The 23,592-nt window shown below is 52.3% G+C and carries 20 protein-coding genes, 1 other RNA gene and 3 pseudogenes; 13 read left to right on the forward strand and 11 right to left on the reverse strand.

The genetic code is table 11. From position 1 onward, the window contains the following. Positions 1–35: 35 nt before the first annotated feature. From ACQ86O_RS25920 to ACQ86O_RS25930, 3 genes and pseudogenes are all read right to left on the reverse strand, one after another. Positions 36–1,754, reverse strand: a complete 1,719-nt coding sequence (locus ACQ86O_RS25920; RefSeq protein ID WP_431223453.1) for an urease subunit alpha — start codon at positions 1,752–1,754, stop codon at positions 36–38. Positions 1,755–1,789: 35 nt separating this feature from the next. After that, positions 1,790–2,175, reverse strand: a pseudogene (gene ureB, locus ACQ86O_RS25925) (urease subunit beta). Between the two features lie 76 nt (positions 2,176–2,251). Continuing rightward, positions 2,252–2,554: an urease subunit gamma gene (locus ACQ86O_RS25930; RefSeq protein WP_431223454.1), complete on the reverse strand. Its 303-nt coding sequence runs from the start codon at positions 2,552–2,554 to the stop codon at positions 2,252–2,254. 812 nt (positions 2,555–3,366) lie between these two features. On the opposite strand from ACQ86O_RS25930, the gene priC reads away from it, so the two are divergent. Continuing rightward, entirely contained in the window at positions 3,367–3,903 is a 537-nt protein-coding gene (gene priC, locus ACQ86O_RS25935) for a primosomal replication protein PriC (RefSeq protein ID WP_431223455.1), read from the forward strand. Positions 3,904–4,029: 126 nt separating this feature from the next. Then, on the forward strand, positions 4,030–4,209 hold the full coding sequence (gene rsmS, locus ACQ86O_RS25940) for a pleiotropic regulatory protein RsmS (protein WP_431223456.1): 180 nt from the start codon (positions 4,030–4,032) through the stop codon (positions 4,207–4,209). A 15-nt stretch (positions 4,210–4,224) separates the two neighbouring features. Here rsmS and mscK read toward each other — a convergent pair. The 3 genes and pseudogenes from mscK to acrR all read right to left on the reverse strand — a co-directional run bounded on the left by mscK (position 4,225) and on the right by acrR (position 8,721). Continuing rightward, positions 4,225–7,595, reverse strand: a pseudogene (mscK, locus tag ACQ86O_RS25945) (mechanosensitive channel MscK). Between the two features lie 95 nt (positions 7,596–7,690). After that, on the reverse strand, positions 7,691–8,044 hold the full coding sequence (locus ACQ86O_RS25950) for a DsrE/DsrF/TusD sulfur relay family protein (protein WP_431223457.1): 354 nt from the start codon (positions 8,042–8,044) through the stop codon (positions 7,691–7,693). A 14-nt stretch (positions 8,045–8,058) separates the two neighbouring features. Next, complete coding sequence (gene acrR, locus ACQ86O_RS25955) at positions 8,059–8,721, reverse strand: multidrug efflux transporter transcriptional repressor AcrR (RefSeq protein WP_431223458.1); 663 nt, start codon at positions 8,719–8,721, stop codon at positions 8,059–8,061. A 140-nt stretch (positions 8,722–8,861) separates the two neighbouring features. On the opposite strand from acrR, the gene sdeX reads away from it, so the two are divergent. The 7 genes from sdeX to ACQ86O_RS25990 all read left to right on the forward strand — a co-directional run bounded on the left by sdeX (position 8,862) and on the right by ACQ86O_RS25990 (position 15,152). Continuing rightward, positions 8,862–10,058, forward strand: coding sequence for a multidrug efflux RND transporter periplasmic adaptor subunit SdeX (gene sdeX, locus ACQ86O_RS25960; protein WP_431223459.1), 1,197 nt, complete (start codon positions 8,862–8,864; stop codon positions 10,056–10,058). 17 nt (positions 10,059–10,075) lie between these two features. Beyond that, positions 10,076–13,222, forward strand: coding sequence for a multidrug efflux RND transporter permease subunit AcrB (acrB, locus tag ACQ86O_RS25965; protein WP_431223460.1), 3,147 nt, complete (start codon positions 10,076–10,078; stop codon positions 13,220–13,222). A gap of 159 nt (positions 13,223–13,381) precedes the next feature. After that, complete coding sequence (locus tag ACQ86O_RS25970; RefSeq protein WP_431223461.1) at positions 13,382–13,639, forward strand: type B 50S ribosomal protein L31; 258 nt, start codon at positions 13,382–13,384, stop codon at positions 13,637–13,639. A 12-nt stretch (positions 13,640–13,651) separates the two neighbouring features. Further along, the gene (ykgO, locus tag ACQ86O_RS25975; protein ID WP_431225831.1) at positions 13,652–13,792 is read left to right on the forward strand and encodes a type B 50S ribosomal protein L36; all 141 of its coding nucleotides are present in this window, start codon (positions 13,652–13,654) and stop codon (positions 13,790–13,792) included. 226 nt (positions 13,793–14,018) lie between these two features. Then, the gene (locus tag ACQ86O_RS25980) at positions 14,019–14,372 is read left to right on the forward strand and encodes a hypothetical protein (RefSeq protein ID WP_431223462.1); all 354 of its coding nucleotides are present in this window, start codon (positions 14,019–14,021) and stop codon (positions 14,370–14,372) included. 157 nt (positions 14,373–14,529) lie between these two features. Continuing rightward, positions 14,530–14,898 carry an Hha toxicity modulator TomB gene (gene tomB / locus ACQ86O_RS25985; protein WP_431223463.1) on the forward strand — a complete coding sequence of 123 codons (369 nt, stop codon included), beginning with the start codon at positions 14,530–14,532 and terminating at the stop codon, positions 14,896–14,898. A 50-nt stretch (positions 14,899–14,948) separates the two neighbouring features. Then, complete coding sequence (locus tag ACQ86O_RS25990; RefSeq protein WP_431223464.1) at positions 14,949–15,152, forward strand: HHA domain-containing protein; 204 nt, start codon at positions 14,949–14,951, stop codon at positions 15,150–15,152. 75 nt (positions 15,153–15,227) lie between these two features. Here the strand turns inward: ACQ86O_RS25990 and ACQ86O_RS25995 are convergent, their stop codons facing one another. Next, entirely contained in the window at positions 15,228–16,160 is a 933-nt protein-coding gene (locus ACQ86O_RS25995) for a LysR family transcriptional regulator (protein ID WP_431225832.1), read from the reverse strand. A 136-nt stretch (positions 16,161–16,296) separates the two neighbouring features. Between ACQ86O_RS25995 and ACQ86O_RS26000 the strand changes: the two genes are divergently transcribed. After that, entirely contained in the window at positions 16,297–18,087 is a 1,791-nt protein-coding gene (locus tag ACQ86O_RS26000; RefSeq protein ID WP_431223465.1) for an adenine deaminase, read from the forward strand. 27 nt (positions 18,088–18,114) lie between these two features. Continuing rightward, positions 18,115–19,458, forward strand: a complete 1,344-nt coding sequence (locus tag ACQ86O_RS26005; RefSeq protein ID WP_431223466.1) for an NCS2 family permease — start codon at positions 18,115–18,117, stop codon at positions 19,456–19,458. A gap of 55 nt (positions 19,459–19,513) precedes the next feature. On the opposite strand, the gene ffs is transcribed toward ACQ86O_RS26005, so the two are convergent. Next, positions 19,514–19,610, reverse strand: an RNA gene (ffs, locus tag ACQ86O_RS26010) — signal recognition particle sRNA small type. Between the two features lie 156 nt (positions 19,611–19,766). On the opposite strand from ffs, the pseudogene ACQ86O_RS26015 reads away from it, so the two are divergent. Further along, positions 19,767–20,079: pseudogene (locus tag ACQ86O_RS26015) on the forward strand (MGMT family protein). Positions 20,080–20,132: 53 nt separating this feature from the next. Here ACQ86O_RS26015 and ACQ86O_RS26020 read toward each other — a convergent pair. After that, on the reverse strand, positions 20,133–20,624 hold the full coding sequence (locus ACQ86O_RS26020; RefSeq protein ID WP_431223467.1) for a YbaY family lipoprotein: 492 nt from the start codon (positions 20,622–20,624) through the stop codon (positions 20,133–20,135). A 265-nt stretch (positions 20,625–20,889) separates the two neighbouring features. Here ACQ86O_RS26020 and tesB point away from each other — a divergent pair, with 265 nt between their 5' ends. Next, positions 20,890–21,753 (forward strand): acyl-CoA thioesterase II, encoded by an 864-nt coding sequence (gene tesB, locus ACQ86O_RS26025; RefSeq protein WP_431223468.1) that lies wholly within the window; start codon positions 20,890–20,892, stop codon positions 21,751–21,753. 148 nt (positions 21,754–21,901) lie between these two features. Here the strand turns inward: tesB and amtB are convergent, their stop codons facing one another. Continuing rightward, positions 21,902–23,188: an ammonium transporter AmtB gene (gene amtB, locus ACQ86O_RS26030; RefSeq protein ID WP_431223469.1), complete on the reverse strand. Its 1,287-nt coding sequence runs from the start codon at positions 23,186–23,188 to the stop codon at positions 21,902–21,904. 37 nt (positions 23,189–23,225) lie between these two features. Continuing rightward, complete coding sequence (glnK, locus tag ACQ86O_RS26035) at positions 23,226–23,564, reverse strand: P-II family nitrogen regulator (RefSeq protein ID WP_004949337.1); 339 nt, start codon at positions 23,562–23,564, stop codon at positions 23,226–23,228. Between the last annotated feature and the right edge of the window lie 28 nt (positions 23,565–23,592).

The following is a 23,592-nucleotide window of genomic DNA, read 5'->3' on the forward strand; positions in this document are numbered from 1 at the left end:
TGCCCGCCTTGGATTAGATGTCATGAACAGGGTAATTAACCAAAGAAGAACTTCTGGTTCATGACCGCCGTCGTGATCGGTTCGCAGGTCGCATGTTTGCCATCGACTTTTACCGCAAAAGTTTCCGGATCGACTTCAATGGTTGGCGTCTCTGAATTACGTACCAGATCGTGTTTGGTGATCGAGCGGCAGTTCTGGATAGCCATAACCTGGCGTTCCAGACCGGCCTTTTCCTTGACGCCATCATCCAGGGCCGCTTGTGAGACAAAGGTGACGCAAGTGTCTTGCAGGGTTTTCCCCATCGCGCCGAACATGGGGCGATAAAACACTGGCTGAGGCGTCGGCAACGAGGCGTTCGGGTCGCCCATCAGTGACCAGTTAATCATGCCCCCTTTGATCACCATCTTCGGTTTGGCACCAAAGAAGCGAGGATCCCACAGCACCAGGTCAGCCATCTTACCGACCTCGACTGAACCGATAACATGGCTTACTCCTTGAGTAATTGCCGGATTAATGGTCAGTTTGGCGACATAGCGCAGCACGCGGAAGTTGTCATTGCCTTCACTGTCTTCCGGCAGCTTCCCACGCGAAACTTTCATGGCATGGGCGGTTTGCACTAAACGTAACCAGTTTTCACCCACACGCCCCATGGCTTGGGAGTCACTGGAGAACATGGAGATCACCCCCATGTCATGCAGCACGTTTTCTGCCGCTATGGTTTCCGGGCGCACACGGCTCTCCGCAAAGGAAGCATCCGCCGCCACGTTAGGGTTCAGGTTGTGGCAGACCATAATCATGTCGAACAGCTCAGCCTGGCTGTTGATACCGAATGGCAGCGTAGGGTTGGTCGAGCTCGGCAGGACATTGAGCTGGCTGGCCACCTTGATGATATCCGGCGCATGGCCGCCACCGGCCCCTTCGGTGTGGAAGGTGTGGATAGTACGGCCCTCAAAGGCTTCAATGGTGTTCTCGACATAACCGGCCTCATTGAGGCTATCGGTGTGCACGGACACTTGAATATCCATCTCATCGGCAATACGGAGAGAGTGACGCAGCGCATTGGGGGTTGCGCCCCAGTCTTCGTGGACTTTCAGGCCGGATACGCCGGCAATAATCTGCTCTTCAAGAGGTGCTCTGCCGTAGGCATTGCCTTTGCCCAGCAGCCCGATATTGACCGGGATCCCTTCAAAGGCACGCAGCATTGAGCGGATGTTCCATGGGCCTGGGGTCACCGTGGTGCCGTTGGTGCCGTCAGTCGGCCCAATCCCACCACCAAAGAAGGTCGCTACGCCGTTAGACAGTGCGGCATAAGCCTGCTGGGGAGAGATTAAATGGATATGGCTGTCGATACCGGCAGCGGTCAGGATCAGATGTTCACCCGAAATAGCATCGGTGCTGAGACCAACGATCATGTTGGCGGTAACGCCATCCATGATCCCTGGGTTACCACTTTTACCGATGCCGACGATCAGGCCGTTTTTAATCCCCACATCCGCCTTTACGACACCCAGTTTGGCATCCAGAATGGTGACGTTGGTAATGACAAGATCAAGCACGCCATTATCACGGGTAAGGTTGTTATTCGCCCCCATGCCATCACGCAACGATTTGCCGCCACCGTAGACTGATTCGTCACCGTAGCCTCTGAGATCTTTTTCTATTTCGATATATAAATCAGTTTCACCCAAGCGGATTTTATCGCCGACGGTTGGCCCGAACAGGCTGACATACTCTTTTCTTGAAATCGTAGGCATGCTCTTCTCCAGGATCGTGCTACAGGCAAGTAGGTTTATTTAGAGGATTTGAACCCGCATTTAATGGCGTTTTGCAGCACGCTGTCTGGTGCGACGGCGCTATTACGACTGTCGCCGACGGTGCCTACCCAGCCATCTACCAGGTTGTTAAAGCCATAAACGGTTTGCTTCCCGCCATAGGGAATAAGCTCGACGGAAATTTCATCGCCTGGCTCAAAACGAATGGCGGTAGTGGCGGCGATGTTCAATCGCTTGCCAAAGGCCTGACTGCGATCGAAATCCAATAGCTTGTTCACTTCAAAAAGTGGAAGTGCGAACCCACCTGAATAGGGCGGTCACCCGTATTTTTCACTTTGATTTTGGTTACGGGCTTGTCTTGGTTAAACACAATCGGGTCAGCGGCCAGGATATAACCACCGATAGCAACCTCAGTTCCGGAGGCCTTGGCGGGCTTTTTTCATCGTGATATCCTCATGTTTAGGTAAATTTTTCATGAATCATTGAATTGGGTCATGAACGGTCACTAGCCGACTGCCATCGGTGAAAATGGCTTCAACTTGAACATGCGGTATCAGATCGGCAACGCCCTCCATGACATCTTCTTTGGTGAGTACCGTGCGCGCTTCCTTCATCACATCCTCGAGCGTTTTACCCTCCCTGGCGCCCTCCATTGCCGTAACGGTAATAATGGAGACAGCCTCTGGGTGGTTGAGTTTTAAACCTTTATTTTTTCGTTTCATGGCAACGTCAGCCAAGGTGTATACCATCAGCTTTTCGATTTCTCTTGGTGTTAATTGCATGTTTCCTCCGCCCATCTGATAATATGATTCGGTCAAAGCGTTGTTGCTGACGGCGACATCTTTTCAAAAACAGCAAAACCCTGCCATGCCCATTTAATTCTGAATAATGCTTACGGGTATAGATGCTATGAGGCCGTTATAAAAATATAGACACTAAAAAAAACATGTCAGGGCTGCTATAGATAAATTTATTTGCTTAACTGCTTTTTTTATACCATTAAGATATGAGCGGCGTCGTCGAAAATCGTGAAAAAATCCAATAATTAAATTTAAAAACAACAACTTAAATAAAAACCAATATTAATGATAACGGTGCGTTCGAGCGGGAAAAACCCCTTTATATATTCATCATAAAGGGTTACGTCTTTTACGCACCAGGAGTGACATTAAAACATTCCCCGTCAGCCCGTAAATAAATAACTTATTGTTTTTGTTGATATTAAAACCAAATCAAACGCATCACCGCTTACGGATAAGTTCTGTCCTCTACCTCCGGCCATGAACATATATTAATTTTTTGATTTATAAGCAGATAGAAAAATTATTTACAGAAAAAATAACAAACAAATATAAAGTACATTAATTAAACTCGTTGGGAATTTTCTTAATGAATTTTATTAGGTTTATTTAATGCGCTTAGCTGGCGTATTGTTGATATAGTGAATAAACGAAAGTAAAATGGAAAACCATCCCGCCCGTTACCAAATATTACAGGCTCCGGCAACGCAGGCAGGCAGGCAGCATTTGCTACTTGTTTCATAACCCTTTCACGGGCAAGCTTAAGCACAAACTGCCTTATTAAAGGATCTTCCGTGAGTACGCACCGCTTTTTACAGGCGCTTGAACAACAGATCGCCGCTTTAGCCAGCGAAGTTCAACCACGCGGCGATGCCCCGATCCCGCAGGCGCGGTTTGACGCGGCGCTTTTTTCCAATCATGGCACCAGGCTGCGAGATTATCTGGCCGAAGTACAAAAGAACTTTACCCAGTTGCAAACAGCGGTAAAGGATAACCGCACTTCCCATGTCGCCTTTCTGGCGGAAAAACTGGTGGCCCAGCTCACCGCATTGCAGCGTGAATTGGCAACCCAGACGCTGCGGCGCAAAAATCAGCCGAAAGAAGTGGCAGACGTCGATCTGTACCATAAGCTTGCCGAGCATCAGGATTATGAACGCCGTCTGATAGCCATGATCCAGGATCGTGAAAGCTTGCTGGGCCAGCAAACCACCTTTGCGGCGCAAAAGAAAATGCAGCAGGAACTGGCGGCATTCGAAGGCAGACTGGTTCGTTGCCGGCAGGCATTGGCAAGAATTGAACGCAGTATCGAGCGAAAAGAAAACGGTTTTTGAAGATTTATCACATTATTTTAATGATTATTCCCCTCCTCGCTTCATGTTCACTATACTCACCCCAAACGGACACCCTCTCACCCGGTGAGGTGGGTAACCCTACTCACTCATTCAAACGTTGGACTTATGTCGCTAGAAAATGCCTCCCCAGAACTGCAACTGGCGGTAGACTTGATTTACCTGCTGGAATGTAACGAGATCGACCCAACGACTGCCTTGGCCGCCCTGGATATTGTCAGACAGGATTATCAGGAGAAGATACAGCGCGCAGGGATCACATCACCTTATTTACCAGCGGGCCAATAACGCTGGCCCGCCAAGCTATACCGCGGGTTGATTGCCCGGTTTTTGCTTACGACTGACTTCCTGCACTTCATTCCCCTGCTGGTTATGCAGATAGACTTCTAACTGGTTGAAAGCGATATTGATATCGTTCTCGCGGCACAGGCGATCGATTGAGCGGTTAAGCTCATCCACGGTATAACTGCGATCGCGCAACTCACGCACATACAAACGCAGTTCATGATCCAGCGTACTGGCACCAAAGTTAAGGAAGAACACCAGAGGTTCAGGATCGGTCATCACACGCGGGTTCTCATGGGCGGCTTGCAGCAACACCGCCTTAACCTTGTCCAGATCGGAGCCATACGCCACCCCCACTTTGATCAGCACCCGGGTAATGGTGTCTGACAGTGACCAGTTGATCAGCCGCTCGGTGACAAACGCTTTATTGGGGATAATCACTTCTTTGCGGTCAAAATCGGTGATAGTGGTGGCACGAATGCGAATTTTACTGACCGTGCCAGAGAAGGTGCCGATGGTGATGGTATCGCCGATACGCACCGGGCGTTCGAACAGGATGATCAGACCGGAAACGAAGTTGGCAAAAATCTCCTGTAAACCGAAACCCAGCCCGACCGACAGTGCGGCGACCAGCCACTGCAGTTTATCCCATGAAACCCCTAACGACCCAAGCGCGACTATTGTCCCTACCGCCGTGATCAGGTAAGTCAGAATGGTGGTAATGGCGTAAGACGCCCCCTGCCTTAATTGCATGCGCGACAGCACCAGCACCTCCAGCAGGCCCGGCAGGTTTCGTGTCATCACGTAGGCGACAATGACCGCCACGATCGCCACCATCATATTGCCCAGAGTGACCGCTTGCGGGACAACATTGCCCGCCACGCTGCTGGTGTAATGCCATAGGCTGATGCTATCGAGATAGGAAATCACCGTCACCAGGTCTGACCAAATCGCATAGAAGGCGCTGGCGAAAATCAGGAACAACACCATAGTGGTCAAGCGCAGAGACTGCTGGTTGATTTGATCGAGTGCCAACGGCGGTTCTTCCACCGGTTCGCTCCCCTCGGCCCCCTCTTTTTCCTTTACCAGGCTCTGGCGGCGCGCTACGGCGCGGCGATAGGCCAAGCGGCGGGCGGCAACGCTCAGGCCACGGATCGCCGCCAGATAAACGATATTCCACAGGAAGAACAGATACAAAGTGTCAATCCAGCGGCCTGCCAAACGCAATGTGGTGTAGAAATAACCGGCAAACATCAGCCCCAGCAGGATTAATGGCGTAGCCGCCAGCGCGGTCACCACCAGCAATCTCATCTTGTGGGTGTCTTTTTCGCGCCAGCTGTCGCGGCAAATAGGGAATACCAGCACCGTTAACAACAACAATGTCAGGATCACCACCACCTGGCCGATAACATCCTCCACCAATCTCAGTGGCGCTTTTTCGCCCAGCACCGACCAGAAGATCAGCGGAAGTAATGCCAGACCTATACGCAAAGTTTGACGGCGGTAATGCGAGCAACGGTCGACAGGAGTATTAAAGTGGCGTTCTGAAATACCGCCCGGAGCCAGAATACGAAAGGTAAACCAAACACCAGCCAGAACAGCGCCAGCTGTTGTGACAACGCCCAGATAAAGTCACTGATGCTGAACTCGGCCCGATAGAACCAGAACCCGGCACCGAGCATCAGCAACGAGCCCGGCAGCACCTTCAACAAGGTCAGCAGCACGGCTTTTGGCGTATGCAGTTGCGTATCACGCTTCAGTTGGCCGACATCATTAGCCAGCTTTTGCAGGTGGGCATCGATCAGGCGATAGCGCCAGCGCAGTAGGCCAATCACTACCAGCAATGGGATCAGGAAAACCAGCGCCCGCAGCCCACCCAGCAGCAATTGGCCAGGTTCAAATTTAAAATCCAGCCCGGCGATCTGCTGTTTAACTGCTCCCGGCAGCGCCTTCAACCAGGCCAGGTCGATCGGCTTATTGCTGTTGACCCAGAAAATCTGCTGGGTCAGCGTATCCTGCACCGAAGTATAAACGCTGCTCAGTTGTTGCTGGTTGATCTGCAGGTTGATCGCCAGCGACAGCTGATTATTGAGCTGTTTGTTCAGTTGATCGAGCAATTCGCGGCGCATATCGACAATTTCATTCAGGGCATCCATGACATCGCTGCTGGCTTTCTCTTTGCTGTCTGCCACCAGTTTGTCGATAAACTCCTCCCCCTTGAACAACTCATCACGCTGCTGGTTGATTTCAAACTGCTCCAGCCGTAAATCCGCGATATGGGCACTCATATCTGACACCAGCGTCCCTGGCGGCAGGTTTTGCTGCTGCTGATAAAGGATGCGTGACAACACCAGGCTGCCTTTCAACACCTGTATCTGCTCTTTCAGGTTCTGTTCTGATTGCAGGCCTCGATCGAGCCAGTTTTTCACCTGCAGACTCTGCTGGAACAGCCGGTTGCTATCTTCGGTGGCGGTGATCAGCCGCTGGCTGATTTGGCGATTGATACTCAGCTCTTTACTGACCAGCCGATCGTTCTGGATATCCGAAGCGTCTTCCGGGTTCTGCGCTTCTTTTGCCGTTTTCTCTGATAACGTCAGACGCTTGCTGTTCACCACCTCTTGCAACACCTGAACCCGATGATCCAGTGCATCAATACTCATGGTGGTGTAATCGCGCTGCTTTTGCAGCAGATCCTGTAGCGTGGTATTGGCCTCCAGGCTTCGACGCTGCAACTCTATCTCGGCATTGAGCAGTACCTGTTCGGTATTGAGCATTACCTGCTGGCTGTTGCGTAATGTTTCCTGCCCGGGGGCACGATTGCTGAGTAGATTACGGATCTCCTGCAAGCGCTGGGAGGCGGTGTACATGCTGCTCTGTACGCGCTCGGGCTGGGTCTGCAATGAAATAAGCTGGCTGTTGTAAGCCGAGAGGCTTTCCTGGGTGCCCTGCAAATCGTCCAGCGTCTGATACAGGCGGCTTTCCAGCTGGCGTAACGACAGGGGCAATAATTCAGCCCGCGTCACCGCTTCATTGTCCGGGTTTTTCAGCGCGTCCAAATCTCTGGTCACCTGCTGCAGCTTGGCCGGTGCCTGTTGAAGTTGCTGTTTAAGCTGATTGATCTGTTGCTTGGTGCGATCGATAGCATCCAGCAATTCCAGCGTGTGGCTCAGATCCTGTTGAGAGAGTTTTTCAACCGGCGTCAGGTTTTTTTGCTTGTTCAGCGTATCGATCTGGCTCTGGATCTCACTGCGCGTGGGGAGATCGTCATTTTGCGCAAAGGCACCCAATGGTAGAAACAGCAGGAAAAACAGGGCAATGATGCGTAATAACCCCGCAACGGGATACCGGGAAACGCTTTGGCAGGATAGGAGGATGCGCCTACGGCTCATGGTTTAACGTCGTTTTAACAATGAAGCGCCAAGATTACCACGACCGTAGGCCGGCAACGAACAACAAAAACGTTGCTGATGATGAACGGTATAAATCAGAAGGTAAGCACTTTTTCCGCAGCCAACGTCCACTGCGCCAACTCCACCAGCGTACCAATCTCAACGCCATCGGCCAGTTTCAGTTGGCTGATCCCCCGGGCATCAGCACAGGTTTTACATAGCTTAACCGGGACCTGCTGCGCGGTCAGAATTTCCAGCATCTGTTGCAGATGATAGCCTTCGCGGGGTTGTTGCCCGGCAATACCAGCCACCACCGCATCGGACATCAGAAACAGTTTCAGATCCAGACGGGTCTGCTGCTCTTTCAGGGTTATTGCCAGGCGTAGCGCATTGAACAGCGACTCCTGACCATAGGCTGCGCCGTTGGCAATCAGTAACAGGGATGACATAGAAATTCTCCTTATCAAACTTGCGGATCTGTTGAGGCTGAGGGGTTCACGCGTAACGAAGGGCTAAGTTGCACCATTTCGAGGAACGTATCGACAAAGATACTCGCCTCCGCTTTGAGATCAAAGCTTTCAGGCATAAACAGCCAGTTCTCCATCAGCCCGGTGACGTAAGCCCGAAGCAGGATCGCGGCCCGGCGGGTATGCAGATCGGCAGGAAGTTGGCCATATTCCACGCAGTTGAGCAGCACGCGCTCAATGCGCTCATGGCTTTCGAGATAAAGAACCTTGCGCGCGTCATATAAAGGCATCATTTCCCCGATAAACTCGCATTTATGGAAAACGATTTCCATCAAGGCGCGGCGGCGGGAGTCATCAACGGTGGCCACCAAAATATAAATCAGAATCTCTCTTAAAATACGCAGTGGATTCTCAGGAAACTTTACCTGATACTCTACCTCCAGATCGCCAATTTTCGATTCTGATAGCTGCCAAACTTCATTAAAGAGGTCTACCTTATTCTTGAAGTGCCAGTAAATCGCACCACGCGTAACCCCGGCGGCAGTGGCAATATCTGTCAGTGACGTTGCAGAAACGCCACGCTCTGAGAACTCTCTCACCGCAGCGTCCAGGATCTGCTGTCGTGTTTCCTGCGCCTGCTGTTTGGTTTTTCGTGCCATGATGTTGTTTTTTAGGGGGTATGATTTACATACATTCGCGAATGTATGTACCATAGCACGCACATAAAATTAACGCAGCAATGGGTTTAAAAGCTTGTGATCCATTGATCATTTTGAAATCGGACACTTGAGGTTTTTCTATGAACAAAAACAGAGGGTTAACGCCTCTGGCGGCAGTTCTGATGCTTTCAGGCAGCTTAGTGCTTACAGGATGTAACGATAAAGAAACCCAACAACAAGGTGCCCAACACGCAGCGCCTGCCGTGGGTGTGGTGACATTGAAGGCAGAACCTCTCAATATTACTACCGATCTTCCTGGCCGTACCGCAGCATACCGCATCGCCGAAGTTCGTCCTCAGGTGAGTGGCATCATCCTGAAACGCAACTTTATTGAAGGTAGCGATATCAAGGCCGGTGTTTCACTGTATCAAATCGATCCCGCGACCTATCAGGCGGCCTACGACAGCGCTAAAGGCGACTTGGCCAAAGCACAGGCTGCCGCAGAGATCGCTCGTCTGACGGTAAACCGCTACAAGCCTTTGCTGGGGACCAGCTACATCAGTAAACAGGATTACGATACTGCCACCTCCAACCTGCTGCAGGCTAATGCCGCCGTCGTGGCCGCCAAGGCTGCCGTGGAAACCGCACGTATTAACCTGGCTTACACCAAAGTGACTTCGCCAATCTCTGGCCGCATTGGTAAATCAGCCGTAACCGAAGGGGCGCTGGTAACCAGTGGCCAGGCAACCGCATTGGCAACCGTGCAACAGTTGGACCCGATGTATATCGACGTCACCCAATCGAGCAACGATTACCTGCGCCTGAGACAGGAACTGGCCAACGGCACCCTGAAGCAGGAAAACGGTAAGGCCAAAGTGAAACTGCTGCTGGAGAACGGGCAGGAATATGCGCATGAAGGTTCACTGGAGTTTTCCGACGTGACCGTTGATGAAACCACCGGTTCCATCACCATCCGTGCCATCTTCCCTAACCCGAACGATGGGTTGCTGCCAGGCATGTTCGTGCGTGCCCGCCTGGATGAAGGCGTGCGCAGCGATGCCTTGCTGGTTCCTCAACAGGGCATCACTCGTAACCCACGTGGTGAAGCCACCGCTATGGTCGTCGGTGCAGACGACAAGGTGGAACTGCGTACGCTGACCGCTGCTCAGGCAATTGGCGACAAATGGCTGGTGACGGCAGGCCTGAAACCGGGCGATCGCGTTATTGTCACCGGCTTGCAGAAAATCAGACCTGGCGTGCAGGTGAAAGCGCAAGAGGCTGGCAGCCAAGCGCCTGCCGAGCCAAAGGCAGCGTCTGAACCCGCGAAGAAGTCATAAAAAGGAGCCGGTAATACATGGCTAAGTTCTTTATAGATCGCCCTATATTTGCCTGGGTAATCGCCATTATCATTATGCTGGCAGGTATCCTGTCGATAATGAAGCTGCCTATCGCGCAATACCCGACAATTGCGCCACCGGCAGTGACGATCGCCGCAAACTACCCGGGCGCTGATGCTAAAACGGTGCAGGATACCGTGACGCAGGTTATCGAACAGAATATGAACGGTATCGATAACCTGCTTTACATGTCCTCCAGCAGTGACTCGTCAGGTAACGTCCAGATCACCTTGACTTTTAACTCTGGTACCGACCCGGATATCGCTCAGGTTCAGGTGCAGAACAAGCTGCAACTGGCAATGCCGCTGTTGCCGCAGGAAGTGCAGCAACAAGGTGTCAGCGTCGAGAAATCAAGCAGCAGCTTCCTGATGGTCGCGGGCTTTATTTCCGAAGATGGCAGCATGACCCAGGAAGATATCGCGGATTATGTCGGCTCCAACATCAAGGATCCTATCAGCCGTACTTCAGGTGTGGGTGACGTCCAGCTGTTTGGTTCCCAATACGCGATGCGTATCTGGCTGGATCCCAATAAGCTGAACAACTTCCAACTGACGCCTGGTGATGTCATTAATGCGATCAAAGTGCAGAACAACCAGATCGCAGCCGGCCAACTCGGGGGTACGCCACCGGTACCAGGCCAGCAGTTGAACTCATCAATCATTGCGCAGACTCGTCTGACCTCGCCGGAGGAATTCAGCAAGATCCAGCTGAAAGTCAATCCGGACGGTTCCCAGGTACGCCTGAGCGATGTCGCCAAGGTTGAGCTGGGCGGTGAAAGCTACAACATTATTGCTCGGTATAACGGTAAACCTGCTGCCGGTATCGGTATCAAGCTGGCTACCGGAGCCAACGCCCTGAATACCGCAGCTTCGGTCAAGGCTGAACTGGCCAAACTGCAGCCGTTCTTCCCTGCAAGCATGAAGGTGGTTTACCCGTATGACACCACGCCATTCGTTAAGATTTCGATTAACGAAGTGGTAAAAACCCTGATTGAAGCGATCATCCTGGTATTCCTGGTGATGTATCTGTTCTTGCAGAACTTCCGCGCTACGCTGATCCCAACGATCGCGGTACCGGTGGTATTGCTGGGGACGTTCGCTATCCTTGCCGCCTTTGGTTTCTCGATAAACACCCTGACCATGTTCGGCATGGTGCTCGCGATAGGCCTGCTGGTGGATGACGCCATCGTGGTGGTGGAAAACGTCGAGCGTGTGATGGCGGAAGAAGGTCTACCGCCAAAAGAAGCCACCAAGAAATCGATGGAGCAGATCCAGGGCGCCTTGGTCGGTATCGCCATGGTGCTGTCAGCGGTATTTATTCCGATGGCCTTCTTTGGCGGATCAACCGGGGCAATCTACCGCCAGTTCTCGATTACCATTGTTTCCGCCATGGTGCTGTCGGTGTTGGTGGCGTTAATCCTGACGCCAGCGCTGTGTGCCACCATGCTCAAACCGATCCCGAAAGGCGATCACGGCATCAAGACCGGCTTCTTTGGCTGGTTCAACCGCATGTTTGAGAAGAGCACACACCACTATACCGACAGCGTGGCGAACATCCTGCGCAGTACCGGGCGTTATCTGGTGATTTACCTGCTGATCGTGGTTGGCATGGCCCTGCTGTTCCTGCGCCTGCCCTCCTCGTTCCTGCCGGATGAAGACCAGGGTATCCTGTTAACCATGGTGCAAATGCCAGCGGGCGCGACTCAGGAACGTACCCAGAAAGTGTTGGAAGAGGTTAATGAGTACTTCCTGACCAAAGAAAAAGACAACGTTAATTCGGTGTTTACCGTTAACGGTTTCGGTTTCAGCGGCCAGGGCCAGAACACCGGCTTGGCGTTTATCAGCCTGAAAGATTGGTCTGAACGTAGCGGTGAAGCTAACAAAGTTCCGGCCATTGCTGGCCGCGCAATGGGTGCCTTCTCGCAGATCAAAGACGGCCTGGTGTTTGCCTTTAACCTGCCAGCCATTGTGGAACTGGGTACGGCGACCGGCTTCGACTTCCAGCTGATCGATCAGGGCAACCTGGGCCACGAAAAACTGACGGAAGCACGTAACCAACTGTTAGGTATGGCGGCAGAGCATCCTGATTTGCTGACCGGCATGCGCCCGAACGGGTTGGAAGATACTCCGCAGTTCAAGCTGGAAATCGATCAGGAGAAAGCACAGGCACTGGGCGTTTCTCTGACAGATATCAATACCACTATTGGCACCGCGCTGGGCGGCTCCTACGTGAACGACTTTATCGACCGTGGTCGTGTGAAGAAAGTTTACGTGCAGGCACAAGCGCCATTCCGTATGCTGCCGAGTGATATTAATAACTGGTATGTTCGTGGCAGTACCGGCCAGATGGTACCGTTCTCTGCCTTCTCCTCTGCGAGATGGGAATTCGGTTCACCACGTCTGGAACGCTATAACGGTCTGCCATCAATGGAAATCCTGGGTCAGGCTGCGCCGGGCAAGAGTACCGGTGAAGCGATGAACATGATGGAAGAGTTGGCGGCAAAACTGCCGAGCGGCGTGGGTTATGACTGGACGGGCATGTCCTATCAGGAACGCTTGTCCGGCAACCAGGCGCCGTCACTGTATGCCATCTCACTGATCGTGGTATTCCTGTGTCTGGCAGCTCTTTACGAGAGCTGGTCGATTCCGTTCTCCGTTATGCTGGTTGTGCCGCTGGGGGTTATTGGTGCGCTACTGGCTGCCACCTTGCGTGGGTTGGAAAACGATGTTTACTTCCAGGTGGGCCTGCTGACAACCATTGGGCTGTCGGCGAAGAACGCGATATTAATCGTCGAATTCGCCAAAGATCTGATGGATAAAGAAGGCAAAGGGCTGATTGAGTCGACCTTGGAAGCGGTACGTATGCGTCTGCGTCCAATCCTGATGACCTCGCTGGCCTTCATCCTCGGGGTAATGCCGCTGGTTATCAGCAGTGGCGCAGGCTCTGGTGCTCAGAACGCGGTAGGTACCGGCGTAATGGGCGGGATGGTAACCGCAACCGTGCTCGCGATCTTCTTTGTGCCTGTGTTCTTTGTGGTGGTTCGCCGCCGCTTCAGCAAAAAGTCTGAAGACATTGAGCACAGCCATCCGGTTGAACATCACTGATATTTTCTCTGTTACCTTCAAAGGCCGCTTATGCGGCCTTTTCTTTGTCTGTCAGTAACTTAATGCAAACAACTCTCATTTAGTCCACTTTGTGGTTGATCCTGGTATCAGGGTGGCGCATAATTAATGTTACATTATAACATCACAATTGAGTCCATCATGAAAACAGGCATACATCCAGATTATCGAACTGTGGTATTTCACGATCTAAGCGCTGATACCTACTTCAAAGTGGGGTCCACCATCAAAACCGATCGCACCGTGGAACTTGATGGTGAAAGCTGGCCTTACGTCACGATTGACGTCTCCTCTGCTTCGCACCCTTACTACACAGGTAAACAGAAAGAGTTCTCCAAAGAAGGCAGTACCGCACGATTCCAACAACGCTTTGGCCATTTGGTCGGCAGCAGAAAATAACGGGAGTTCATGATGCAGGTTTTGAGTTCATTACGCTCGGCGAAGAATCGCCATCCAGATTGCAAAGTTGTGCGCCGCCACGGGCGTATCTTTGTTATCTGCAAGTCCAACCCGCGTTTCAAGGCGGTACAGGGACGTAAGAAAAAGCGTTAATATCTGAAAGTGCCAACCGCCGCCAAAGCCTCGTTGTTGTTCAACGGGGCTTTTTTATAGGGCAGGCTCCAGGTCAGTGCCGTATAGCTCGGGATAAAGGAACGGCAAGCCTGGCCCGGCTGACACCTAGCCAAAAACTGAAAAAATCCTATTCAGCGAAAAGGTTGCCCATCCAGGGAAGAAAAGGAGTAAGATAGTCACAGAGCGTGCAATAAACCTGAATCCAATGCGAGTTACACTGCCCTGTAGTTCTGAAGTAGGCACACTTTCTGTCGTACAATTAGAGAAAGTGATCGAAGATCAATTAACTGAGCGAGTCCCCGTACTGACCAGTGGATTGGTTTTTTATTCAGAGAATGCGCATTATACCGAAGGTTCATTAGAGATTATTGAGATTAAAAACCTCGGCAATAACGAGCATTCAATGAGTTACCGTTATAAATGGTCAATTTCTAATGCCTGCCTGGATATCAGCAGTGACGAAAACATTAAAGGCACTGTCACTTTTACCGTGACGGAAAAAGGTTTGTTGTTTGATGTAATCGATAACTCGCACCCATCAACTGTTGATGAATTGTAAGTTTAGGTAATAGTAACAGGCTAGATGGCAAAAAATGATTTATATTTAAAAAGCAGAGGGTTTATTAAAGCAGTGTTAAACATCCTATGCATATGATGTAAGTCAGTGTACTCACAGAGTGTTATCAACACCGAAATTAAGACTGGCGGGGGATGATATGGATGAGTATTCGCCTAAAAGGCATGATATTGCTCAACTCAAATTCTTGTGTGAAAATCTGTATGACGAAGGTATCGCTACCTTGGGTGACAGCCACCACGGTTGGGTGAACGATCCGACGTCTGCCGTCAATCTTCAGCTTAATGAGCTGATTGAACATATTGCTTCGTTTGTAATGAGTTTTAAAATTAAATACATGGACGAAAGTGATTTGTCGGAGTTAGTCGAAGAGTACCTCGACGATACCTATACACTGTTTAGCAGTTATGGCATTAATGACTCCGATTTGCGCCGCTGGCAAAAAACCAAAGCGCGAATATTCAGAATGTTCTCAGGAGAGGGCATCTGTACCACGATGAAAACTTAGGGGATAATTATCCTCAAGCAATTTTACGGTTAATAAGATTAAAGGTTACCATGACAAAAATTGACTATCTGATGCGTTTGCGTAAATGCACCACGATTGACACCCTCGAGCGCGTGATCGAGAAAAATAAGTACGAACTGTCTAACGATGAGTTGGAGTTGTTCTACTCTGCGGCGGATCACCGCCTTGCAGAACTGACCATGAACAAGCTATACGATAAAATTCCGGTTGCCGTTTGGAAATTCGTAAGATAATCAAAGTAACATCGCGTTGAGCCGATAATACTATCGGCTTCAATGGATGTGCTGATTAGGTATTATCTTAAAAATTCAAGATAGCTTGCTTCTTCGTTGAAAATCCTGTTGAAGTAATTGGAAACAATTTTCAATTAATGGTGGGTGACTTTGCCTTACGCTGCGCATTAACGCTACAGTGCGGCTAAGCGCTGGCTGTTGTAAATGCACCACGGCTAATTCTTCATCATTCAAATGTGTCGTATAGAGTTGCGGTAAAATAGCAACGGCTAATTTTGAACGCACCAATCCATACAGAGTTTCAAGAAAATCGACCTGATAACGGGCTGTTAAATTCAGTCGGTGGTTTTCTGCCAGCGCTAACACTAATCGGCTAATATTTCCTTTCGAAAATACCGCAATATCTCTTCGAGCCAATTGACGCCAAGGCAAGTGCCTGGATTCTGCCAGAGGGTCATCACTGCGCATCACTGCCACAAAGGGATCTTCCTGCAACGGATAAATCTCCAATGTATCCGGTACCGAATTGTCCAGTGCACCAATACCAAAATCTATCTGCCCGTTTTCCAATTGCAGCAACAGCGAGTCGTTGGTTTGATCGTGGAACTCAATACGTAAACGGGGGAAATGATCCGCCAATAAACTGGGTACGGCAGGGAATAACAGGCTACTTACCGAAGGCACCAAGCCAATACGCAGCGTACCGTCGCCCCCGGCCAACATAATACGCTGCATATCATCGAAGGTGGCATGAGCCACATTGAGCAATCGCTCCGCATGCGGCAGGATCGCCGCTCCCAGATCGGTCAATGTCACCGAAGACGCCGTCCGGTTAATCAGTTTCCCGCCAAGCACCGACTCGGTTTGCCGCAATGCGCTGCTTAACGCGGGCTGGCTGATCGCCAGACGGTTGGCCGTATCGGTGAAATGCCGCAGTTGCGCCAAGGTAACAAAATACTGAATTTGCTTAAGTGAAAGCGCAGGTAAGCGCCGCCATGGCTCGGACATATCGGGGATCTGCCAGGAAATAGGTAAACGTTTGCCACAGCATAAACGTTTCTTATCGCGCAATAAATTAATTCATCTGTGCAAACCCTACGCTCCCGCCTACATTACCCTCCTATCAATATACCAGGGGATCATCATGACCAGCTTTTCTGTCAGTAGCAGTGTGCGCCAACGTGCCGTTCAGGCGGCGCTTGGCAACACCGCGTTCGATCTCTTGCTGACCAACGCCAACCTGGTTGATATGGTCACCGGGGAAATCCGCCTGGTGGATGTGGGCATTGTCGGCCCACTGATTGCCAGCGTTCATGCTTGCGGCTCCCTGACGTCTGCCCTGCAGACACAGGATCTGGCGCAGGCCTATCTCAGCCCAGGGCTGATTGATACCCATGTTCACATTGAAAGCTCCCATCTGCCGCCGGAACGCTATGCCGAAATTGTAGTTGCTCAAGGTACCACCACCCTGTTCTGGGATCCGCATGAGTTGGCAAACGTGCTCGGTGTGGCTGGTGTGCGCTACGCAGTAGATGCCAGCCGTAATCTGCCTTTGCGGGTTATTTGTGCCGCACCGTCCAGCGTGCCGTCTACCCCGGGGTTGGAGATGTCCGGTGCCGATTTCGGTGGCAACGAAATGGACATCATGCTCGCCTGGCCAGAAGTGGCCGGTGTCGCTGAAGTTATGGATATGCACGGTGTGCTAAACGGCAGCGAGCGGATGCTCGAGATCCTCAACGCCGGGCTTAACAGCGGCAAGCTGATCGAAGGCCATGCGCGTGGCTTGAGCGGTCCCCAGTTGCAAGCCTATCTGGCCGCCGGGGTCACTTCCGATCATGAGCTAACCTCGGCAGCCGATGCTCTGGAGAAATTGCGTGCCGGGCTGACGCTGGAAATACGGGGTTCACACCCTTATCTGCTACCGGAAATTGTTGCCGCACTGAAAACGTTGCCGCACCTCTCCTCGCAGATCACCGTCTGCACCGACGACGTGCCGCCAGATATGCTGCTGGAAAAAGGTGGGATCATCGCCCTGCTCAACCAGTTGATCGAACAAGGTCTGCCTGCCACCGACGTGCTGCGTATGGCGACGCTCAATGCCGCTATTCGTCTGCAACGCAACGATCTTGGCCTGATTGCCGCCGGGCGGATAGCCGATCTGGTGGTGTTCAGCTCTTTGGAACATCTCCAGGCACAGCGTGTTTATGTCGCCGGTCAGTGCCTGGCACAACAGGGGAAGATGCTGACCCCGGTGCAGGCCGCCCGTGGCGTGGCCATACCTCGTGATACGCTGCGCCTGCCTCCTCTGGTTGCCGATGATTTTATTTTAACAGTGCCCGCCATTAACCACGGCAGAGCTACATTGCGGCATATCAAAGGGGCCCGTTTCACTCAGTGGAATGAAACCACGGTGGAAGTCCGCGACGGCAAGGTGCAAATCCCGGAAGGATTCAGCCTGATCTGGGTACAACACCGCCACGGTCGCCATCAGGCCAAACCGCAGTTGGCCTTGCTGGAAGGCTGGGGAGAACTGCGCGGAGCCATTGCCACCAGCTACTCTCACGACTCGCATAATTTGGTGGTTTTAGGCCGTGATCCCCATGACATGGCGCTGGCTGCTAACGCGCTGATCGCCACTGGCGGCGGTATGGCTCTCAGCCAGCACGGTGAAATTTTGGCACAGGTCGCCATGCCGATCGCCGGTATGCTTTCCGAACTGCCCGCAGAAGAACTGGCAAGGCAATTTAAGAATCTGCGCGATCTTAGCGCCAAGGTCGCTGACTGGGAGCCGCCATACCGGGTTTTCAAAGCGATTGAAGGCACTTGTCTGGCATGCAATGCCGGACCGCACCTGACCGATCTTGGCCTGACCGATGGCACCACGCGCCAGATCGTCGATCCGTTGATAGCCTGCTGGGAAACCCCGGCGCAATAATAAGAATACTCAACAGGAGAGCCATTGATGGCTGAAAATTCCGTAAATACTTCAACACCAGGTAATTGGCTGCAGCGGCGTTTTCAACTGCACAAACGCAACACCACGGTAAAAACCGAATGTCTGGCTGGCGTTACCGGTTTTCTGGCCGCGGCCTATTTACTGGTCGTGATCCCAGGCCTGCTGGCCGTAGGTGGCATGGATAAAGGCGCGGCGACCACAGGCACCATCCTGGTGTTCGTGCTCGGCACTATGCTGATGGCCTTTTATGGTAATTTGCCCTTTATCGTCGGGCCTGGGATTGGCGGTTCTGTGCTGGTCGGCGTCACGTTGGCTGGCAGTGAAGGTATCGGCTGGCAGATTGGGCTGGGTATTGCCTGTTGGTCCGGCATTCTGTTCTTTGCGCTGACCACACTCGGCTTGCGCGAGGTGGTCACACGCTCTGTTCCGCAATCCATCAAGCTTGGGCTGACAGCTTCTATCGGCCTGTTTGTCGCCATTCTGGGTTTCCGCAATGCCGGATTAGTGCTGGCCAATGCCAAATCCAATGCCCTGATGTTAGGTGACTTCACCGCCCCTGGCGCGTTGATTGCTCTGTGTGGCCTGTTCCTGGCAATTGCATTGCAGGCTCGACGTATTCCTGGTGCCATCCTGTGGGCCATTCTGTTTGCCACCCTGGTGGGGATCCCGTTTGGCGTCACCCATCTGCCCAGCAACCTGATGGCGATGCCGCATTCATTGGCACCGGTGTTAGGGCATGTCGATATGATCGGCGCACTGAATATTGCTTTCCTGCCGTTCCTGTTCGTGTTTTTTGCCTCCGAGTTTTTCTCCACCATGGGCACGACGCTGGCTGTCGGTGGCGAAGCGGGTTTATTGGATGAACAGGGTAATATGGAGCACATCAACCGGCCCTTTATGGTGGATTCGATTGCTGCGGCAGTTGGCCCCTGGGTGGGGATACCTGCGGCTACAGCGCTGATCGAGTCTTCGGCCGCCGCTGAAGCCGGAGGTAAAACCGGCCTGACCGCATTGGCGGCTGCGGTCATGTTCCTGCTGATGCTCCTGTTTACCCCAATCGCTCTGATGATCCCCAAAGAGGCCACCGCGCCAGCCCTGATCCTGATCGGCCTGAATATGTTCAGCGGGTTGCGTAAAGTGGATCTGGCCAACTTTACTGATGGGTTGCCGGTGCTGATGATGGTGATGATCACTTTGATCGCCAATAGCTTCGGAACCGGCATCGCTGGCGGTTTGCTGTTTTATATCATCATCAAAGTGATTGCCGGAAAGTGGCGTGAAGTGCCGGTTGGGCTTTATCTGCTGGCTGTTCCGTTGGCATATTACTTTGCAACGTTGGTGAGACACTGAGAAGAAGGCATCGGCCTGGCCGGTGCTTTTTTACGGAGCTGGAAATTGGTGGGGACCCTGCCAGCTACATCCCGGCACACACGTCGCCTGCTACGGCTGCTTCCTTCCGGATCTGACCGAGTTCACAAGTTAGCGTTGCGGGAGAACCAACAGGGCCCCCATTGACGGCTTCTTTGACTGCGAAGCGGTGGGCATTATCGGTGATGGCCCGTTAAATAGCAAGCCAACCCGGGCCAACCGCTGTTTTCTTACCCACCTCGCCTGTGGCACACTCTGTTCCTTGATTGAACTTGCGCAGGAAGACATAAATGCAGCCGGAAGACGCCTCCTTCAGCCAACGCGTATTTCATGTAGTCGCCGCCATTCCTTACGGTAAGGTGACTACCTATGGCGAAGTTGCACGCTTGGCTGGATCGCCACGTGCGGCACGTCAGGTCGGGGGTGCTGCGTCGATTACCTGAAGGCAGCACATTGCCCTGGCATCGGGTAATCAATCGCCATGGGCAGATCTCGCAGCAGGGTGAAGACTTTCAGCGCCAAAGACAGGCGTTACTTGAAGAAGGGATTATTTTTGGCCCGCAGAGCACGGTTGATTTTCAACTCTATGGTTGGCGCTGGTAGCCAGCCAGACAAAACAGCCTTTGGCCAAGGGCGCAAAGGCTGTTGAACGCCCGTTATGGAGCCAGCGTCGGCGCTACCCGCACCGGGACGTTCTGTACCGGTACCAGCAACAGTTCGGCCTGGGTGCCGTTACGGTTGATCACTTCCTGGATGGTATCGGTAATGAACATCAACTGGCCATTTTGCGTAATCGCCGCACTCAGGATGATGCGCGCATTAGGCTGAATGTCTGCCGGGTTATATGGCAGCACAAAGTTGAACGGTGCCTGTTGGCCTTCGGTACGGATTGCACGCTGTGAAATAACTCTTGAAGGTGCATCGGCCAGTGAAGCATCAGACAAGGTTACGGTCAGTACCGCATCCGGTGGCAGCGCAATACGCTGGCGAATGTTAACTGAACCTTGTACCGATGGGCCCTGGATCTGAGTTTGTGACGCTGCAGGATCACCAGCCGCCTGTGTAGGCACATCCGCACTCTTGTGGGCACAGCCTGCCAGTGTGATAGTCAACGCAGCTGCTCCCCCTACGATTTGCCAGAGTTTCATGGGTCGCTCTCCATTCTTATTATCAAGATGTTGGTGGCTTAAACCACCGCACCCATTAAACCTAGCACAAAATCCTGAGATGTTCCTATCGGACTATGCTTAAATAACTTAGCCACCTAATAACGCTCAAGATTAACCGCAACTGACCATCCCAGATAAACCCTATTTGTCAGCATCGTTGTGGTCGGAGTGAAGCAATATATTGACGTCCCGCGGTCATATTCAGCACACTGCGCAAATTAATGATTAAAAGGATCGCTACTTTATGAGCCAGGCACTGCAAAATCTCCTCGACCTGCTGGATCTGGAGAAAATTGAAGAAGGTTTATTTCGTGGCCAAAGTGAAGATCTGGGGTTACGCCAGGTCTTTGGGGGGCAGGTTGTCGGCCAGGCGCTCTACGCCGCCAAGCATACCGTCCCAGCGGAGCGCAGCGTTCACTCATTCCACAGTTATTTCCTGCGCCCCGGCGACAGCAGCAAACCGATCGTTTATGACGTAGAAAGCCTGCGTGACGGCACCAGTTTCAGCGCACGCCGCGTCAGCGCCATTCAAAACGGTAAACCGATTTTCTATATGACGGCCTCTTTCCAAAGCCCCGAGCAGGGTTTTGAACACCAGAACACCATGCCGGATGTGCCACCACCTGAAGGATTGATGTCAGAGTCGGAAATCGCCAAAAAGCTGGCACATTTGCTGCCAGAAAAAGTGCGCGAGAAGTTTGTTGGCCAAAAGCCGATAGAAATGCGCCCGGTGAAATTCCATAATCCACTGAAAGGCACCGTTGAGGAGCCTCATCGCCACGTCTGGTTCCGCGCCAACGGCGCTATGCCGGACGATCAGCGCATCCATCAATACCTGCTTGGCTATGCCTCGGATTTCCACTTCCTGCTGACTGCATTGCAGCCGCATGGCGTAGGTTTCCTCGAACCGGGCATGCAGGTCGCCACCATCGACCATTCAATGTGGTTCCACCGCCCATTCCGCCTGGATGACTGGCTGTTGTATGCGGTAGAGAGCACTTCTGCTTCCGGCGCTCGCGGCTTTGTCCGTGGGCAGTTCTACACCCGTGAAGGCGTATTGGTTGCCACCACGGTACAAGAAGGTGTTATTCGTCGGCGTGAGGTATAAATAAACGGGGCGATGTCACCATCGCCCCGTTTTGCATCATCATTATTTGTTATATACCCTATGATTTCACATTGCAGCGAGTGCAGGTAACAACGCTGCAGCCTGAAGGCGACGGGTAAAGATAATTTAGCGCACTACTTTTCCGGGCTTATTGGTTGTAAGCATTCTCGCCGTGACTGTTGACGTCCAGACCTTCACGCTCCTGCTCTTCCGGTACGCGCAGCCCCACAACCGCCCCGGCAACTTTAAAGGCGATAAACGCGGCAACGCTCGACCATACCAGCGTAACCCCTACGCTCAGCAGTTGGACCCACATTTGATGCCCCATCGTCACGCCAGCGGCATACCCGGTGCCCCCCAGTGATGAAGCCGTGAACACGCCGGTCAACAGACAACCCACAATGCCGCACACGCCGTGCACGCCAAATACATCGCAGGTATCATCCACTTTCAGCCATTTCTTCAGCGTTACCACGCCCCACAGGCCAGCTACACCGCCAACCAGGCCGATGATCAACGCCCCACCGACCCCGACAGTACCCGCAGCTGGCGTTATTGCCACCAGCCCGGCGATACAGCCAGAGCAAGCTCCCAACAAGGAAGGTTTGCCACGCACTATCCACTCGGCAAAGGTCCAGGAAAGGATTGCGCCCGCAGTGGCTACCACCGTGTTCAGGAACGCCAGCGCCGCAATGCCGTTGGCCGCACTGGCGGAACCGGCGTTGAAGCCGAACCAACCGATATACAGAATAGAGGCACCGGTAAACACCATCGGCAGGTTATGCGGCTTGAACGCTTCTTTGCCAAAACCAGCACGCTTGCCCAGCAGATAGGCCCCCACCAAGCCAGCGCTGGCGGCGTTGATGTGCACCACGGTTCCACCGGCAAAATCCAACGCACCATCGGATGCCAGCAGACCACCGCCCCAGACCATATGCGCAATCGGCAAGTAAGAGATGGTGAACCAGATGGCAGAAAAAATGATCACCGCAGAGAAGCGGATACGCTCCGCGAAACCACCAACCACCAGAGCCACGGTAATACAGGCGAAGGAGGCCTGGAACGCGACGTGGATCATCTGGCTGAAAGTACCGGTTACGCTATCTATACCGATCCCTTTAAGCATCGCCGTCTGCAAACCACCGAAGAAGGCATTACCTTCGCTGAAAGCCAGCGTATAACCATAAAGCACCCACAACACACACACCAAAGCAAAGGTCACGGTAACCTGTGTCAGCATCGAAAGTACGTTTTTGGCGCGCAGCAGCCCACCGTAAAACAATGCGATCCCCGGCAGGGTCATAAACAGCACCAGCGCGGTGCAAATCATCATAAAGGCGTTATCTGCCTTGTCTGCCACCGCTGGAGCGGCGAAAGCCAGAGAAGGAACCAGGGTTACCATACTCAGGCCCAACATGGATAAAAGTCTTTTCATTATCAGTTCATCCCCATTCACTTGACTGAACCTGTGATTACAGTGCTGCTTCGTCTGTTTCGCCGGTGCGAATACGAATGACACGTTGCAATTCGGCAACGAAAATTTTGCCGTCACCAATCTTGCCGGTGTAGGCCGCTTTGCTAATGACATCAACCACTTCATCCAGTTGATCATCGGCGATAGCGATATCAATTTTGACCTTAGGCAAGAAATTGACGCTGTATTCAGCGCCGCGATAGAGCTCGGCATGACCCTTCTGGCGCCCAAACCCTTTGACTTCGGTTACGGTCAGCCCCTGAATACCGACTGAGGATAGGGCTTCACGCACGTCTTCTAACTTGAATGGTTTGATCACCACGGTAACCAGCTTCATATTGCCTCTCCACGAATTAGCCTAAAAA

Origin of the sequence: Serratia sp. L9 (genome assembly GCF_050632285.1) — a bacterium.
Lineage (GTDB): Bacteria > Pseudomonadota > Gammaproteobacteria > Enterobacterales > Enterobacteriaceae > Chania.